Below are 15,892 nucleotides of genomic sequence, written 5' to 3'. Positions count from 1 at the left end.
CCGTTGATGATGATTTCGGTGTTACCCAAAACCCTTTGCCTGACGTTGCTCTCCGGCCTGATGGCCGCCGTTGCGCAGGCCTCGCCACCGCTGGACCTGAACCTGACGCGCTGGGCCGAAAACGAACCCTTCAAGGCGCAGTCGCTGACCTTTCTGCCCGGCAGCGACGGCACGCAGCGTCTGGCAGCGAGTGTAAAAAGCGGTCTGTTGATGCTCGACGCGCAGGGAAAGCAACTCGCACAGTTGCCGGGTTCCTTCCAGGGGCTGGACAGCCGCGCCTCGGGCTCGCAAGTGCTGGTGGCGACGTTGGACAATGTTCGGCAGCAGGCCATGCTGACCCGGCTCGATGCTGGCAGGCACAGTTGGTCGAAGCCTGTGTATGTGCCGGTCCGCGACTACTCGGTCGCCGGTCTGTGCCTGTACCGCGACGAGGCCAGCAACCTGTTCGTGTTTCTGGTCGGCGAGGAGGGCAAGGGCGAACAGTGGCTGGTCGGGTCGGGCGATCAGCTCAGTGATACGCCGCGTCTGGTGCGCAATCTGCCGCTGCCGCCCAACGCCGAGTTCTGTCAGGTCGACGACGCTGCGCATCAGTTGTACGTCAATGAGCAGAATATCGGCTGGTGGGCTTATCCGGCGCATCCTGAGGCCCACGTCGCGCGCCAGCCAGTGGCGTTGCGTGAGCCGTTCGGCGATGTGAAACAGGCCGCAGGCGCGATGGCAATTGTGCCTGGCGGCCTGCTGGCGCTGGACCCTAAAGGCAAGGCGCTGCACCTCTATCAACAGCAGGCGCAGGGCTGGACGTCGGCGGGTGAGCTGTCGCTGATGAACCTGAAAAAGCCCGAAGGGCTGTCGGTGAATCAGGGCAAGGAAGGCCTGCAACTGCTGGTCAACGACAACGACGGCGAACGGTTGTATCAGGGCGCGCTGGGTTGGACGCCGACCCCGGTTCCCGTCGAGGCAGCCTTGCCCAGCGTATTGCCAGTGGCGCAGACCCAGCCGGTGGCCCGCCAGGGCGATGCCGCCGACGACCCGGCGATCTGGGTGAACCCACAGAAACCGGCGCTGAGCCGTGTGCTGGGCACCAACAAGAAACAGGGCCTGCTGGTGTATGACCTCAGCGGCAAACAGCTGCAGTCACTGCCGGTGGGTCGCTTGAACAACGTCGACGTGCGTTCCGGCTTCATGCTCGGCAAGCGCAAGGTCGATCTGGCGGTCGCCAGCAACCGTGATCGCAACAGCCTGAGCCTGTTCAGTATCGACCGCGCGACCGGCGAACTGCGTGAAGCGGGCGAGATCCCGACCCCGCTGGCGGAAATCTACGGCGTCTGCCTGTTCAAGCCTGCCAGCGGCGAGCTGTACGCCTTCGCCAACGGCAAGGACGGCAGCTTTCTGCAGTACCGCTTGAGTGCGCCGAACGGCAAGGCGCAGGGCGAGCTGGTGCGTCGTTTCAAGGTCGAGACCCAGCCTGAAGGGTGCGTGGCGGACGATCAGCGTCAACGCCTGTTTCTCGGTGAGGAGGACGTGGGCGTCTGGGAAGTGGACGCCCGAGCCGATCAGCCGGCAACCCTGTCCAGCGTGATCAAAGTGGGAGATGTACTGCACGCCGATGTCGAGGGGCTGGCGTTCTACCAGAGCGAACAGCACGACTATCTGGTGATGTCCAGCCAGGGTAATGACAGCTACGTGGTGGTCGATGCCGAGCCGCCGTATGCGCTGCGCGGTGCGTTCCGGGTCGGGCTCAATGCCCAGGCCGGGATCGACGGCAGCTCCGAAACCGACGGCATCGAAGTGACGTCGACCAACCTGGGCGGTGCCTGGAGCCGCGGCATGCTGGTGGTGCAGGACGGTCGCAAGCGCATGCCCGAGCAGGCGCAGAACTTCAAATTCGTCCCTTGGGCCGATGTGGTGAAAACCCTGTCGCTGCCGTAAGTCGTTTGTCATCGAACGGTGATAGACAGTCGATTCATACCGCGTGCCGACCGCAACCGGACGGCACTGCAAGACGAGGAAAGACCGATGCACGCAACCCTGGAACACATGACCTTGTGGAGTCTGATCAGCGACGCCAGCCTGCTGGTCAAGGCGGTGATGCTGACCCTGCTGCTGGCTTCATTGCTCAGTTGGTACCTGATCGTTCAGCGCAGCCTTGCGTTGCGCCATTACGAACGCACGCTGGACCATTTTCAAGCGCGTTTCCGCAGCGAAACCGACCTGGCGCCGCTGTATGCCGAGCAGGCTCAGAACGATGGCGTCGGGCAGGTGTTTCGCGCCGGTTACGCTGAATACGTGCAGCTCAAACAGCGCCCCGGAGCCGAGCCGGAAGCGGTGTTGTCCGGTGTCGAGCGTTCATTGCAGGTGGCAATCAGTGAGCAGGAATTGCAACTGGAAAAAGGCCTGCAATTTCTCGCCACGGTCGGGTCGGTCAGCCCTTACATCGGCCTGTTCGGCACGGTCTGGGGGATTATGAATGCCTTCATCGGCCTGTCGCAAGTGCAGCAGGCCACGCTGTCCACCGTCGCGCCCGGCATCGCTGAAGCCCTGATCGCGACCGCCATCGGCCTGTTCGCGGCGATTCCTGCCGTCATCGCCTACAACCGCTTTGCCGCGCGTGGCCATACGCTGGCAGCTCGTTACTACAGCTTCGGCAACGAATTGCAGGTGCGTCTGAACCGCATTCTGCAGACCACGCCACGCACCATGGCCGCTGCGGCCTGAGGACTTGCCATGCTGGTCAAACCGCAACGCAAACACGGCCCGAAAGCCGAAATGAACGTGGTGCCCTACATCGACGTGATGCTGGTGCTGCTGGTGATCTTCATGGTCACGGCGCCGATGCTCACCCAGGGCGTGAAGATCGAGTTGCCCAAGGTCGCGAGCGAGGCGCTGGCCAGCGATACCAAACAGCGCATCGTGACCTTGTCGGTCAAGGCGGAAGGTGGCTACTACTGGAATCTGGGCGACACCGTCGACACCCATGCGCAGACCGATACTGCCGCCAGCCTTGAAGACATGCAGGGACGTGTCGCGCAACTGGTGGCCGAGCGTCCGGACACCCAGGTATTCATTCGCGCCGATGACAAGGCCGATTACGGGCGTGTGGTCGCTGCCATGGCGGCCTTGCAGCACAGTGGTGTCACGCAGTTGGGACTGGTGACCGAGGCGCCGCAATGACCGCCATGGCCCTCCCTTACACGCAGGCACGCCCCGAGGCCCTGAACCGGCCACGGCTGCGCAGCCACGGACTGGCTGCGGCGTTTGCAGTGGCCTTGCATGTTGTCGTGCTGGCCGCACTGATGCAGGGTTGGGTCGCCGAGCAAAAATTGCCTGAGCCGGTGAGAACCCTGACCACTCAATTACTGATTCTGCCGCCTGCACCTGCGCCTGTCGCGCCATCACCGGAGCCGGTTGTCGAGCCTGTTAAGGCGGCGGCGCCTGCGCCCGAGCCTGCGCCGGTCGCGAAGCCGGTCGAAGCTCCCGCGCCGCAGCCGGACACTCAGCGTCAGGCGCGGCAGATTGAACAGGCAGCCCTGGCGCGCAAGCGGGTCGAGGAGCAGAAACGCGAACTTGATCAGCGCCGCAGCGAAGAGCAGAAGAGGACGCTCGATCAGCAGAAACAGGCCGAGCAGCAAAGGCTGCAGGACCAGCAGCGCCTCGCCGAGCAGCAACGCCTGCAAGCCGAACAGGCCCGGCAGTCCGCTGACCGCGCTCGCTCGTCACAACAGGCGGCTGCTGCCGACAACAGTCAGTATCAGCCCCTGAGCAAGGAAGCTCCGGACTACCCCGAACGTGCGCTGGACAAAGGCATCGAAGGCGACTGCACGGTAGTCTACGACGTCTCGCCCCAGGGCCGCGTCGTCAACCCACAAGTACAGGGCGCCTGCCATCCACTGTTCATGCGCCCGTCAGTTGCGGCTGCCGAAACGTTTCGCTATCAGCCACGCATTGTCGACGGCAAACCAGTAACGGTGTCCGGGGTGAAGAACACGTTTCATTATCGGATCAAGTAACGGGGGCCGGTGAGGATGCGGCCATGTTGCTGACTCCGCGTCGAACGCATCGCGTGGCAAGCCCCCTCTTATCAAACAATACGTAATCTGCTGAATGAACACGTTTTTGTGGGAGGCGGCTCGCCANCGACGCGGTATGTCAGGAAAATCGCGTCATCGTTCATCGCCGGCAAGCCGCCTCCCACGGTCCGGTGTTTGTTGCGCGACACCAGAGGTTGAAGGTCGCATGTCTGCGTGCGACAGAGCGCTTCGTCTGTTCGCGAAGACACTCTGAGCACAATCTGGATCAACTCACCTTGAAACGCCTGACCAGCGCAATCAACCGGGTATTGGACTCGGCCAGTGCTGCCGTGCTGCGTTCGTTGCTGGAGCCGCCTTCCACCAGTTCCTCTACGATGTGTTTCACCGCGATGATGTTGCGGCTGATTTCTTCGGACACCGCGCTCTGCTCTTCGGCAGCCGTGGCGATCTGGGTGCTCAGGTCGTTGATGCGCAAGACCGAACTGGTCATGTCGTCGAGCCCGGCGGTCACGGCCGTGGTCTTGCCCGCAGTGGCCTGGCAGCTCTGACGGGTTTCTTCCATGGCCGCGACGGCAGCACTGACGCCTTGCTGCAGGCTGTTGAGCATCTCGTTGATTTCCGAGGTGCTGGCCTGCGTACGGGCGGCGAGGGCGCGGACTTCATCGGCGACGACTGCGAAGCCACGACCCTGTTCACCGGCGCGTGCGGCCTCGATGGCGGCGTTGAGCGCCAGCAGGTTGGTCTGCCCGGCGATTTCACCGATCACTGCCAGCACGGCGTTGATCCGCTTGGCGTCCTGCTCCATCGACTGTACTTTGCTGGTGGCCGAATCCACTTCGCTGATCAGCGCGTTCACGCTGTCCGATGCGTCGGATACCACGGTCTTGGAGACCTGCGCGTTCTCGTTGGCCGATTGCGTGAAGCTGGCGGTCTGGGCAGCACTGCGCGCCACTTCATCGGCCGTGGAGGACATCTCGGTGATTGCGGTCACCGCCTGATCGGTCTCGTTGGCATGGCGGACCAGAATCGCGTTGGTCGTGCCGGCCTGACTGCGCAGTTGCTCGATGCCCATGGCGATGTCGCTGGTCGAGGAACTGACTTCGACCATCATGCGTTGCAGATAGGCAATGAAGCGGTTGACCGATTCACCCACCTGATCAACCTCATCCTGGCCTTTTACCGCAATGCGGCGGGTCAGGTCAGCGTCACCGGCCGACAGCGTATCGATATTGGTCTTGAGCACGGTGAGGCGTTTCATCAGCGTGCCGAGGGCAACGATCATCAGCACGAGCAGGACCAGCACCATCGGAATCTGCAGCCAGGCCAGGGTCTTGAGGACCGTCTCGCTCTGGGTCTTCAGCAATGCGGTGTTCTGCGACACGGCCAGCAGCCAGGGCGTGCCGGCGACCGGCATCAGGAACAGGGTCGATTCTTCGCCGTCACTGTTGTCGTAGGTCAGGCGGGTAGTGCCGCTGCTCTTGAGGGCGAGGGCCGATTTGATGCCGTTGATGAACGGCGACTGCCCTGCCAGTTCGGAAATGTTGCGCAGCACGATCTTGTCGTTGCTGCCCGGCACGTTGGAGAGGATCTTGCCATCTGCTTCGATGATCATGATCCGGCCGTTGACCTCACGCTCCTTGGCTTCGACCAACTGATTGAAAAAGCCCAGGGTCACGTCGATGGTCGATACGCCCCATGGCTTGCCATCCTTGGTGATTGCCATCGCGCAGTTGGTGCGCGGCTCGGGGCTCGCTGCGTCCTGATAGGCCGGAGCCCAGGCGCATTGACCGGCAGGCGAACTCAGGCCGCCCTTATGCCAGCCCTGCTCGAAATAGTTGAGCGATTCAGGCGAGTTCCAGTGGGTGTTGACGATCAGCTTGCCGGAGGCATCGCGGTGATAAAAGGTGCTGTGCTTGGCGCGCCCGGGTGTACGTACTTCGGGCAACGGCCAGATACCGCCACCGAAGACTTTGGCTTCCCCGTACTGGTTGACCATGAACGGCAGCAACCGGTCGATGTCGTCACTGGACAGCTGCGGCACGATTTCGGTAATCACTCGCGCCTGTGCCTGAACCCGGGCCAGCTCGGTCTTGATCTCGTTACTGATGTCGGCTGCCTTGACGGTCAGCATGTTCTCGTCGTTGGCCGTGAGCCTGGGCGTCACGAACTGATTGATCCCATAAACAGTCAGGATAATGACCAGCGCCATGAATCCCACGAATGTAGCGGTGTAGCGTGCCTGAACGGTCTTGAGCGTGGCCATTATTGTTATACCTGCGCGTGAGAGGGGGCTGTGATGCCGAAGTGTCGGCCTTACGCGGCAGTTCTTGAGAGGGTAAAAGCGCCACATTCCGGTCTGGCGATGATCGGTCCGGCTGTCTTTGGCGGTGCAGGGGCGGGTGCAGGTTTATCGTGTCAGCACTTGCAGCCACGGTGTCCAGCTTTCGACATGTGCGCCGTGGGGTTGCGCCATGGCCAGCAAGGCGGCTTGCGGGTTGCGGGTGTCATAGACGCCAGTGATGCGCAGTTCGGCGAGCTGCGGGTCCTTGAGCCAGACCTTGCCGGGCAGGTAGCGCTGCAGTTCGTCCACCATGTCGCCGAGGCGGGCATTGTCTGCGATCAACTGGTTATTGCGCCAGGTGGCGACACGACTGGCGGGCTGGGCCAGCAGTCGGGCCTGTCCACTGTAGCGGTCGACATCCAGACGCTGTCCTGCGATCAGTCCGGGGTTGAGCAGGCGCTGACTGGCACGCTCACTGACCTTGACCGAACCGTGCTGAACGGCCACTTCAATGGTGTTCGATTCCAGGTCCACGTTGAACGCGGTGCCGGTCACCGTGACGTCGAGGCTCTGGACTTGAACATTGAACGGTTTGCTGCGATCGGGTGTGACGTCGAAGAAGGCTTGACCACGCAGAAGGCGGACATCCCGGCGTGCGCCTGAAAAGTCCACGGCAATGGCGCTGTTGCGGTCCAGCGCTGCAAGGCTGCCGTCGGGCAGCCGGACGTCACGGCGCTCATTGCTGGCGGTGGCGAAGTCGGCCTGCAGCAAGGTTGTGAAGGTTGGGTTGAGGGCCAGCACCAGGCAGGCGGCGAGCGCGCCGCCAACCGCCCAGCTCAGGGTTCGGCGTCTCACGGGGCGCTTTTTGACCGGGCGTTGCGCAGTCGCAGCGTCATGCACGGACGGAATCGGCGGCCATTTGTGCGCCGTGGTAGGTGTGAGCTGGCCGGTCAACTGCCAGATACGCTCAGCCCTGCGCAGCGCCTCGGCGTTCTGCGGGTCGGCCTCTTCCCACTGGCGCATCTCATCGTGCAGCCGCGCATCGTCAGGTGCCTGTCGGGCACGCATCAACCATTCCAGAGCAATGTTCTGAAGGGCCTGGCGAGGTTCGGCTTGCGGCATGTCCGGCAAGGCTCCAGCGGCGGAAAAGGGGGGCAAGGGTCGCACAGGATCGCGCCCTTCAGCAAAAGACGGATGACTGCCGGTTTTTTTCAGATTCTTTTGAATGTTTTCGTCGCGCGGGTCAGTCATTGCCACGGTCCAGCCATGCAGCGCAATGACTCAAGGCTTCATGCACCAGATGATGTGTCAACCCTACCGAAATACCCAGCGCACTGGCCACCTGTTGCAACGTGTAGCCGCCCAGGCGATGCATCTCGAAGGCCATGCGCGTGCGTTCCGGCAACCGGGCCAGCGCGTCAGCCACCTGTTGCAGCTCGTCCTGACCGACCACTTCCTGCTCGGGCGATGCCGTAACAGCTGGCAGTTCGGCCAGAAGGGCGTCGCTGTCGGGCTGTCGCTTTTCGGTGGACATGCTGCGCGTGAGGTCCAGCGACAGATTGCGCACGATGCGATACAGGTAGCCAACCGGATTGTTGATCGAAAGAGTCTGGTCCTCACGTCCGTTGAATCGCAGCCAGGCTTCCTGAACGACATCCTCGGCACGCGCACGGCAACCCACGATCGGTGTGGCGTAGTCCACCAGTGCCGAACGGTGCGCGAGATAGAGGTCGAGTTTGCTGGCGGACGAATCCACAGGGCATTGATGCTCGTTTCGTGGGGAAGAAGCGATATGTCCTGCCCGGAAGAACGCATGCTACCCGTTTTCGATAATCGTTATCAAATGCGATCTGTAGTCGTTAACCTGGGTTCGCGGGCGCGGCATGTGCTGCGCCCTCGGGTTTCAAGGCTTCAGAAAATATAGTCAGTGGTCAGAAAGCTCGACTCGCGGTTGCGAATGATGTCGCTGACCAGCTGCTTGTTGCTCTCCTGAAATTTCGTCGCCACCAGCGTGCGGATCGAGAACACCCTTAACGCATCGTGAACCGACAGGGTGCCTTCTGCCGAATTCTTCCGTCCGTTGAACGGGTATTTGTCCGGACCGCGCTGGCACTGGGCGTTGAGGTTGATCCGGCCGACCTGATTGGCGAACGCGTCCACTAGCCGTCCGACCTGCGCCGAGTCGTTGCCGAAAATGCTCAACTGCTGGCCGAAGTCGGAGTCCAGTACGTAATCGATCACGCTGTTCAGGTCGCGGTAAGGCACAACGGGGACAACCGGACCGAATTGTTCTTCGTGATAGACGCGCATTTCAGGTGTAACCGGATACAGCAGAGCAGGGTGGAAGAACGACTCGCTGACCAGTGCACCGTTGTTATTGATGATCTTTGCACCTTTGCCGAGTGCGTCGGCCACCAGCCCTTGCAGATAATCCGTCTTGCCAGGCTCGGGCAGCGGCGTCAGCGAGACACCTGGTTCCCAGGGCATGCCGGGTTTGAGCTGGGCCAGCTTCTCCTGAAATTTTTCCAGAAAGCTTTCGACCACGTCTTCATGCACGAAGAAAATTTTCAGCGCCGTGCAGCGCTGGCCGTTGAAGGACAGCGAGCCGGTGACCGCTTCGCTGACCGCGTTGTCCAGATCCACGTCGGGCAGGACGATGCCAGGGTTCTTGGCGTCCAGACCCAGCGCCGCGCGGAGGCGGTGAGGGCGCGGATGGAGTTTTTTCAGGTCGCTGGCAGCCTTGTTGGTGCCGATGAACGCGAACACGTCGATCATGCCGCTGGCCATCAGCGCGCTCACCGTGTCGCGACCGCTGCCATAGATCACGTTGATGACGCCGGCCGGAAAACTGTCACGAAACGCCTCAAGCAATGGACGGATCAGCAGTACGCCGAACTTGGCGGGCTTGAACACCACGGTGTTGCCCATGATCAGCGCAGGGATGAGCGTGGTGAATGTCTCGTTCAACGGATAGTTGTAAGGCCCCATGCACAGCGTGACACCCAGCGGTACGCGGCGGATCTGCCCGAGCGTGTCCTGCTCAAGCTCGAAGCGACTGGAGCGCCGGTCGAGTTCCTTGAGCGCATTGATGGTATCGACGATGTAATCGCAGGTGCGATCGAACTCCTTCTCCGAGTCCTTCAGGTTCTTGCCGATCTCCCACATCAGCAGATTGACCACCGCCGTACGCTGCTCACGCATGCGCTTGAGAAACGCCTCCACATGCTGGATACGTTCGGCAACGCGCATCGTCGGCCAGCGGCCCTGGCCTCTGTCCCAGGCGCTGACCGCTGCGTCGAGTGCCGTCATCGCGGTTGCCGCATCCAGCAAAGGCGTGCTGCCCAGAATCATCGGTTCAAGGCCTATGCTGCTTCGGATGCACACCGGACTGCGTACCGGCGCCAATGGGCCGTTCCAGGTCTGCAGCTTGCCATCGACCAGATAGTCGCGCTGCTCGATGTGCGGGCCTGGACGATACTGCTCGGGAATGTCATCGACAGTGGGGAATAGCGTTTCAAGATGGCTATTCAGGGGCATCGGCTTTACCTCGAAAATGGTTGCGTCAGGTCAAGGGCAAATACACTACGCCACCTGTGACGCGCTAATGAACCCGTCTGACGACGAGCGCGCGTTCTTTCATCGGACTTTCAGTGAAAAAATTTCAGTCGCTCGCTTGACTTCGTTTTGCGAATCAGTAACATAGCGCTCANTAGCTCAGTTGGTAGAGCAAGTGACTGTTAATCACTGGGTCCCTGGTTCGAGTCCAGGTCGTGGAGCCAGACAAGATTCCAAAGAAACAAAGTCTTTGGAATCATTCAAAAAACCCGCCTGACTGGCGGGTTTTTTGTTTGTGCCTGTTTTGTTTGGTGGTCACCGCGAGCGAGACCCAGCTTGGCAGGAATTGACTGGCTTAAGCAGGGCGCAGGTCCGACCCAGTGACTCGCACTCGTTGGTTTGGAAAGGCATGCGCAGGCCGGTTGGCTGCGTTTCTTTTTAGCTTTCCTGTGATAGCCGCAGCTCTGAATCGATGGATTCCGGGTCTGACGGCGACGCATTCAGCGCTGTCGAAGCACGAACGTTATCAGTGACAGGCGCGCTGTGCACGGTGCGCGGTGCCGGGCGCACCTGATCTTCATTTGGCGTTGGCCCCAATATTGGGCAGGTAAGTCGTCATGAATGCCCAGTCAAAAATAGAATCGCTGGATTTCAGTCGTGGAAATTGGTTTTTCCCTTGGCTTTATTAGTGTCACGGCTTTCTTGGCTTGTGCACTGTTTTGGTGAGAGTGTGCACGCTGTTAATGCATTTGAAAAAAGTAAAGACTTCCAAAATAATGTGTTGACTTTGGTTTTCTTGTTATTCAGTCTGAAGTCACTTTTCCAAGGCTTGACCATATTCGAGCGTGCAGTTTGTTAACTCGGTTAGGCGTAGCAGTGGAGTGTATAACCATTGATGGTTTGGCCGCTTTTCTCTTGGGAGGCGGTGAAGATTAGAGGGATCTATGTTTAAAAATATTAGCGATATTGATGACAGCTCAGAGTTTGTTATCGGTGGACTAAAATTTGAAGCTAATCAGTCCAGCGCTATCACAAATGCGTCCGGGCCTTTCCAGCTCAAATTGATATCCAGTGCCGGCCCCATGATATCGGATTTTGTCACGCATGAGTCTGGGTTTCACTACTCCACCTACGGAATACATGTCGGACAGGATGATCGACTGACGTTTATGGGGGGGCGGGAAACAAAATACAGGGCTATTTTGTAGACTGCCGAGAAGAGAGTAGTACCTTCCATCAGATAGTCAGATTGCGTTTCTCGAGCAGTTTTAACAGGCGTCTCGTTATTCCAAGAGGTGTGGCCCATACATTTGATTATCTTGAGGGCGTGGTAACTCGGGATGAGCCAATATGGTATGTTGACAGCGATAATCCTGCTTGGAATATCGATAATGACCTGGTTTCGATTTCCAGAGACAGCCGGCTAGATGACTTTCCCAGTGTGCGTGTAAATAGATTGCGGCTTCCCGATGAAGCCCATATTTATCTCTCTAAGCTGTCTCAGTCTTTGCTCGAAAGTCCCAAATCTTACCTCGCTAGGTACCCTGTCACCATTGCCGGGGTTGAAACGTTCGTGATGCTTGAGCCAAAAGTTTGGTCCAATGACGCCGAGTACCTCAGTCGTTTAATCTCAAGCGTCGATATCCCGGGTGTACAGATTAAGCGGAACCGTTACGCGTTGACAGGCGGTCAGTCCTACACATTGGTGCCTAATACTGAGGCCTGTATAGCTGACGTCCTGATTTTAAAAGCCAATGATCAAAGTGCGAAAATATTTTACTGGCACGCCAGAACTCGAAAGATTTACACCTTTCTGAATAATGAGGCAGCGACAATCTCGGTGGAGTGCATTGACGTAAGGCCGCAGTCTCCAACGTACGGCAGGATGTTCGTCTTTTCAGTTCCCTGCGATCCGAGAATCAGTGTGTGGATTGATCAAGGTATTGCTTACGTTTTTCGCTGCAGCCTCGATACAATAATCAGGTGCGAGCATGAGGTGTATGCCGATATCAACGAGCCTCGAGTAGATATTCCGATGTTTGGTCAGGATATGATTCGCTTGTTTGATCACGAGCCTTATCCGAGCACAAATCTGCCCACGCTAAAGTGCCCAGGTGCAATAGTGTACAAAATGGCTCAGTTTGAACAGGAACAGTTTTACAGAGTTTGATTTGGGTGCGCACGCAATTGCTTTTTAATCGATGAAGGAGTTACGACATGGAAGAAGTTCTCGCAGCAAAAGCAGTTTCTTGGAAACACGACCTTGCAACTATGCTTGCGTCAGCTAGCTCTGATGCAGATGCTCAGGCCTTGAAGGCATTCAATAATGCATTGATGCCCTATCTGGATAACCCTGAATCACTACGCACTCTACTCGGCAAGATACAACTCGCCGAGCCGATTCGCAACTTGAATCCGCAACGCGCGTTTGAAAGCATGGAAGAGCTCAAATCGGTTCTTCCGGATACGGTAAATGTGATAGCGGCATAATTGCTAACTAAGCTGATGTAATTGGAAGAAATCGTCGTGCGCGCTCATCTTAATTTAGAAAAAAAACGTGTTTTATTATTTGTCTCGGTGGGCGTATTCATTGCGCTCTCCGAGGCTATTTACGATCTGGTTTTCGCCAATTTGGCGTACTCGATAACAGGCAAGGCGTCTTCTGTGACAACGACGTACGCATTCGGCTATATGGCCGAAATAGCGGTTACGTTAGTGGGTGCCGGTTTTATAGACAGATTCAATAAATGGAGGCTTTTCATCGGCACTCAGATCGTGAATGTGTGTGTTTTTGCTATTGCTATTTATTTTTTATCGGTGCATGACGCGTCGGTAGGTTGGATCTGGGTGTTTGCATTTTGTGTGGATCTGATGCATCAGTATGCTCGCTTGATCATGTTCGCCCTGGTTCCGTTTTTATTTGTTCGAGACGAAATTCTTCATGTCAACGGGATTCTTGCTACCATGAATGGTGTTGCCCGATCGGTGGGGCCGGCAATCGGCTCCATGGCCATATTGTTGATCGGTTTGCCAATGTCACTTACCGTTTCGATCGCTTTTATGGTGCTAGGTTTACTATTGGCCGTGACTTTAAAATCGCGCTGTCATGAAAATTCTGTAGATGAAATACAGGACGTTAGCACGTTCAAAGAGCGTTTTCATGAAAGCTTTACTGGCGCCTCCCGCGCTGCGATTACACTGTTGAAATCCACACAGTGGCGTTCCTTTATCGGGTCGTATGCGGCGTGTGTTCTGGTGATCGGAGTGTTGTCATTGCTCTGGATTCCCTTTCTTCGGGATTACCATTTATTTACCCCTGTGCAGACCGGTTATCTTTACGCAGTGGGTACCTTGGGTGCTATCGCGGGAGGACTGACGACAAAACGCTTTTCAGCAATAAGCCGGTTGCCATCAATGATTTTTAGCGCACACTTTATAATGCTTTTAGGCGTGATTATGGCGCTGATGATCAAAAGCAGTCTGGTGTTCGTTGGGCTTGGGATGTTTATCTTCCAATTCGGTGCGACATTATATTTTCGGACGACTTCCAGTGCAATTCAGTTGTCTGTGCCCAAGGAGGTCATCGGCAGTTGGTACGGCGCAATTGACTTTTTGAGCCGATTCGCCGGGCTGGGTGGGATACTCTTGGTCGGCTGGTCTTATGATAATGTAGGCGCTTATTGGGTATATTCCATCGTATTGTCTATGTTGGTGATAAGCAGCTTGAACTGGTTGCCCAATCGTAAAATCATCTGGCTTCAAAATTCATCGAGCTGAATGGCGGCTTCGGGTGTTCTTTCGAACCCTCACCGCCTTGGCTGATTTGTACTGATAGCTGCAGGATCAACAGATCTCGGGAAAAGTGTTGCTCCCCGCGCCAAACTTTCCCTGCTACTTACCCTCCAAACCCGACTAGAATCGCCGCCTCGCTGAGCCTTCGCCTGAAGCGCTCAGCCCCAGTCCGTTCAGGGGAGCGTAATGGCTGCAGCCAGCGCGATATTTACCGAAGGTCCCGTATCACGACACGTGATGGTGACGGCCAGCACCAGCGCCTTGAGTCTGTTCGCCGTTTTTCTGGTCGACATCCTCACGCTGGTCTACGTCTCCATGCTGCACGACCCGGTGCTGCTGGCAGCGGTTGGCATTGCCAAGGTGATGATGTTCATCAACATGTCGCTGGCCAGCGGTTTCATCATCGCGGCCACGGCGGTATTGTCGGCGCGCATCGGTCACCGGGTGACGAAATCGGTGGCGCGGCTCTGCGCCAGCCTGATGCTTATGATCCTTGTGGTGTCCGGTTTTGCGGCGGTGCTGCAACTGCTCCTGATGGTGCCGATTACCCACTGGCTGGGTGCCGAGGCGGCGGTTTACGAGGCGGCGCGCGGGTTTATCTGGCTGGCGCTGCCCGCGACTGTGTTGCAGGCCGTGATGCAGATGGCCGCGCAAATGCTCAGGACGGCGGGCGATAACCGCCGTGCGCTGGGTGTGGTGCTGTCAGGCGCCGCGACGCTTGCGGTGGCGGATCCGTTCTTTATCTTCGGGCTCGGTCTGGGGCTGGAAGGGGCAGGGCTGGCGTTCGCGCTGTCCGGGTGTGTGTCGGCCTGCCTGGGCGTTTACTGGGTGCGTCAGCGGATCGGCCTGACGTTCTCCCGCAACCTTAAACTGCTGCGCAATCACGCAGGCCGGACGTTCAAGCTGGCGCTGCCGGCCATGGCTGCCAATCTGGCGACGCCGGTCGGGCTGGCCTATCTGGTCGCCTCGCTGTCGGCGTTCGGCACCTCGGCGCTGGCCGCCATGAGCGTGATGGATCGCGTGCTGCAATTTTCCTACTGCGCCTTTTTCGCACTGCCCGGCGCGCTGGCGCCGATACTGGGGCAGAATATCGGGGCGCAACGGGACGACCGTGTTCGCCAGGCCATCGTCTTCACTCGCAGGCTGGTGGTCGGCTACGGGTTGGCGGTCTGGCTGGTGCTGCTAGTGTTCAGCAGTACCATCGCCGATATCTATCAGCTGGAAGGCGAGGTTCGCACGGTCTTTTTGAATTACTGCCGGTTGGGTGGCGGGCTCTGGGTGATCATCGGCCTGGATTTCGTCGCCATCGCGGTATTCATGACCATGAACCGTTCATGGCTGGTGGCGGTTTTCGCCTGGCTGCGTGCGACGCTCGGCACGGTGCCGTTCGTGTACGTCGGGGCTCACTGGTTTGGCGGCAGCGGCGCGGTACCAGGCATGTTTGCCGGTAACGCCGTGATCGCGTCGATCTCCATATTCGTCGCATCGCTGACCGCAAAACGGTTTTTCGCGAGCAGGGCCCAGGCTGCAGGCACTGGGAAATATTGAAGACACATCGGCTCAAGGTGTTATCAGGTTTTATGTCAGTTGAAGACTCAGGGAATGAATCCGAAGAGGTCGTGCAGCCCAAACGCCGCCGCGCACCCAAGGGTGACATGCGCAGAAAGGCCTTGCTGGATGCGGCGACGATCGTCTTCGCCCGCAACGGCTATTCGAGCGCCTCGATGCGTGACGTGGCGACGCTGGCAGGTATTACTACGGTCGGTTTGCTGCACCATTTCCCGAACAAGGAAGCCTTGCTGAGCGCGCTGCTGGAGCGCCGCGATCAACGAGTGGTGTCCAGATTTCAGGATCTGGTCACCGAGCCGACGCTTGAAGGTTTTATCAAGTTCATCAAGTTGAGCATGGGTTTCAGCATCGAGGATGCGGCCGAGTGTCAGGCGGCCTTGCTGATGAACACCGAAAGCCTGTCGCCTGAGCATCCGGCCTGGGCCTGGCACAAGGAGCGCTTTCATCTCACCCACCAGCATGCGCGCGGCCACTTGAATGCCTTGAAAGAAGCGGGGGAGATACGTGCGGATGTCGACGTACAAGCCTTGGCCCAGGAGATCTTCTCGGTCATGGACGGCTTGCAGATTCAGTGGCTAAGGTGCCCTGAAGAAGTGGATGTGATGGCGGTCTTCGACGTTTACGCGCAGCGATTGGGAAGGGACATCAAGGCTCGTCCATGAGCCTT

Annotated in this window: 12 protein-coding genes and 2 pseudogenes; 9 read left to right on the top strand and 5 right to left on the bottom strand. The window is 58.3% G+C overall.

Annotation, left to right across the window (positions count from 1 at the left end):
• Positions 1–6 precede the first annotated feature (6 nt).
• The 4 genes from AO065_RS02670 (at position 7) to AO065_RS02655 (ending at position 4,007) form a co-directional block, all read left to right on the top strand.
• Positions 7–1,929, top strand: a complete 1,923-nt coding sequence (locus AO065_RS02670) for a phytase (protein ID WP_004881936.1) — start codon at positions 7–9, stop codon at positions 1,927–1,929.
• An 87-nt stretch (positions 1,930–2,016) separates the two neighbouring features.
• Positions 2,017–2,715, top strand: a complete 699-nt coding sequence (tolQ, locus tag AO065_RS02665) for a protein TolQ (protein WP_004881937.1) — start codon at positions 2,017–2,019, stop codon at positions 2,713–2,715.
• Between the two features lie 9 nt (positions 2,716–2,724).
• Positions 2,725–3,171 carry a protein TolR gene (tolR, locus tag AO065_RS02660; protein WP_004881938.1) on the top strand — a complete coding sequence of 149 codons (447 nt, stop codon included), beginning with the start codon at positions 2,725–2,727 and terminating at the stop codon, positions 3,169–3,171.
• Positions 3,168–4,007, top strand: coding sequence for an energy transducer TonB (locus AO065_RS02655; RefSeq protein ID WP_004881939.1), 840 nt, complete (start codon positions 3,168–3,170; stop codon positions 4,005–4,007). The genes tolR and AO065_RS02655 overlap by 4 nt, the downstream gene beginning before the upstream one ends.
• Positions 4,008–4,293: 286 nt before the next feature.
• On the opposite strand, the pseudogene AO065_RS27700 reads toward AO065_RS02655, so the two are convergent.
• The 5 genes and pseudogenes from AO065_RS27700 to AO065_RS02635 form a co-directional block, all read right to left on the bottom strand.
• A pseudogene (locus tag AO065_RS27700) lies at positions 4,294–4,839 on the bottom strand (methyl-accepting chemotaxis protein); the annotation flags it as partial.
• 315 nt (positions 4,840–5,154) lie between these two features.
• A pseudogene (locus tag AO065_RS27695) lies at positions 5,155–6,024 on the bottom strand (HAMP domain-containing protein); the annotation flags it as partial.
• A 411-nt stretch (positions 6,025–6,435) separates the two neighbouring features.
• Positions 6,436–7,560 (bottom strand): FecR family protein, encoded by a 1,125-nt coding sequence (locus tag AO065_RS02645; protein WP_004881941.1) that lies wholly within the window; start codon positions 7,558–7,560, stop codon positions 6,436–6,438.
• Positions 7,553–8,065, bottom strand: coding sequence for a sigma-70 family RNA polymerase sigma factor (locus AO065_RS02640; protein WP_004881942.1), 513 nt, complete (start codon positions 8,063–8,065; stop codon positions 7,553–7,555). The genes AO065_RS02645 and AO065_RS02640 overlap by 8 nt, the downstream gene beginning before the upstream one ends.
• A 155-nt stretch (positions 8,066–8,220) precedes the next feature.
• A complete protein-coding gene (locus tag AO065_RS02635; protein ID WP_004881944.1) occupies positions 8,221–9,846 on the bottom strand; it encodes an NADP-dependent glyceraldehyde-3-phosphate dehydrogenase in 1,626 nt (541 codons plus the stop codon).
• A 1,315-nt stretch (positions 9,847–11,161) separates the two neighbouring features.
• Here AO065_RS02635 and AO065_RS02620 point away from each other — a divergent pair.
• The 5 genes from AO065_RS02620 to AO065_RS02600 all read left to right on the top strand — a co-directional run bounded on the left by AO065_RS02620 (position 11,162) and on the right by AO065_RS02600 (position 15,887).
• Complete coding sequence (locus tag AO065_RS02620) at positions 11,162–12,034, top strand: hypothetical protein (RefSeq protein WP_004881947.1); 873 nt, start codon at positions 11,162–11,164, stop codon at positions 12,032–12,034.
• A 47-nt stretch (positions 12,035–12,081) separates the two neighbouring features.
• Complete coding sequence (locus tag AO065_RS02615) at positions 12,082–12,354, top strand: hypothetical protein (RefSeq protein ID WP_004881949.1); 273 nt, start codon at positions 12,082–12,084, stop codon at positions 12,352–12,354.
• 30 nt (positions 12,355–12,384) lie between these two features.
• Positions 12,385–13,641, top strand: a complete 1,257-nt coding sequence (locus AO065_RS02610; protein WP_100225914.1) for an MFS transporter — start codon at positions 12,385–12,387, stop codon at positions 13,639–13,641.
• Positions 13,642–13,842: 201 nt separating this feature from the next.
• Positions 13,843–15,204 carry an MATE family efflux transporter gene (locus AO065_RS02605; protein WP_004881952.1) on the top strand — a complete coding sequence of 454 codons (1,362 nt, stop codon included), beginning with the start codon at positions 13,843–13,845 and terminating at the stop codon, positions 15,202–15,204.
• A gap of 32 nt (positions 15,205–15,236) precedes the next feature.
• Positions 15,237–15,887, top strand: coding sequence for a TetR/AcrR family transcriptional regulator (locus AO065_RS02600; protein ID WP_004881954.1), 651 nt, complete (start codon positions 15,237–15,239; stop codon positions 15,885–15,887).
• The last annotated feature ends 5 nt before the right edge of the window (positions 15,888–15,892 follow it).

The organism is Pseudomonas viridiflava (genome assembly GCF_001642795.1).
Lineage (GTDB): Bacteria > Pseudomonadota > Gammaproteobacteria > Pseudomonadales > Pseudomonadaceae > Aquipseudomonas > Aquipseudomonas viridiflava.
Note: the sequence above shows the minus strand (reverse complement) of the source record. Positions and strands in the feature narration are given on the sequence as shown.

Bases quoted from the DNA above. Each gene is read 5' to 3' on its own strand.
- AO065_RS02655 (WP_004881939.1), top strand. From the start codon at position 3,168: ATGACCGCCATGGCCCTCCCTTACACGCAGGCACGCCCCGAGGCCCTG.
- AO065_RS02615 (WP_004881949.1), top strand. From the start codon at position 12,082: ATGGAAGAAGTTCTCGCAGCAAAAGCAGTTTCTTGGAAACACGACCTT.
- tolQ (WP_004881937.1), top strand. From the start codon at position 2,017: ATGCACGCAACCCTGGAACACATGACCTTGTGGAGTCTGATCAGCGAC.
- tolR (WP_004881938.1), top strand. From the start codon at position 2,725: ATGCTGGTCAAACCGCAACGCAAACACGGCCCGAAAGCCGAAATGAAC.
- AO065_RS02600 (WP_004881954.1), top strand. From the start codon at position 15,237: ATGTCAGTTGAAGACTCAGGGAATGAATCCGAAGAGGTCGTGCAGCCC.
- AO065_RS02635 (WP_004881944.1), bottom strand. From the start codon at position 9,846: ATGCCCCTGAATAGCCATCTTGAAACGCTATTCCCCACTGTCGATGAC.
- AO065_RS02645 (WP_004881941.1), bottom strand. From the start codon at position 7,560: ATGACTGACCCGCGCGACGAAAACATTCAAAAGAATCTGAAAAAAACC.
- AO065_RS02605 (WP_004881952.1), top strand. From the start codon at position 13,843: ATGGCTGCAGCCAGCGCGATATTTACCGAAGGTCCCGTATCACGACAC.
- AO065_RS02670 (WP_004881936.1), top strand. From the start codon at position 7: ATGATGATTTCGGTGTTACCCAAAACCCTTTGCCTGACGTTGCTCTCC.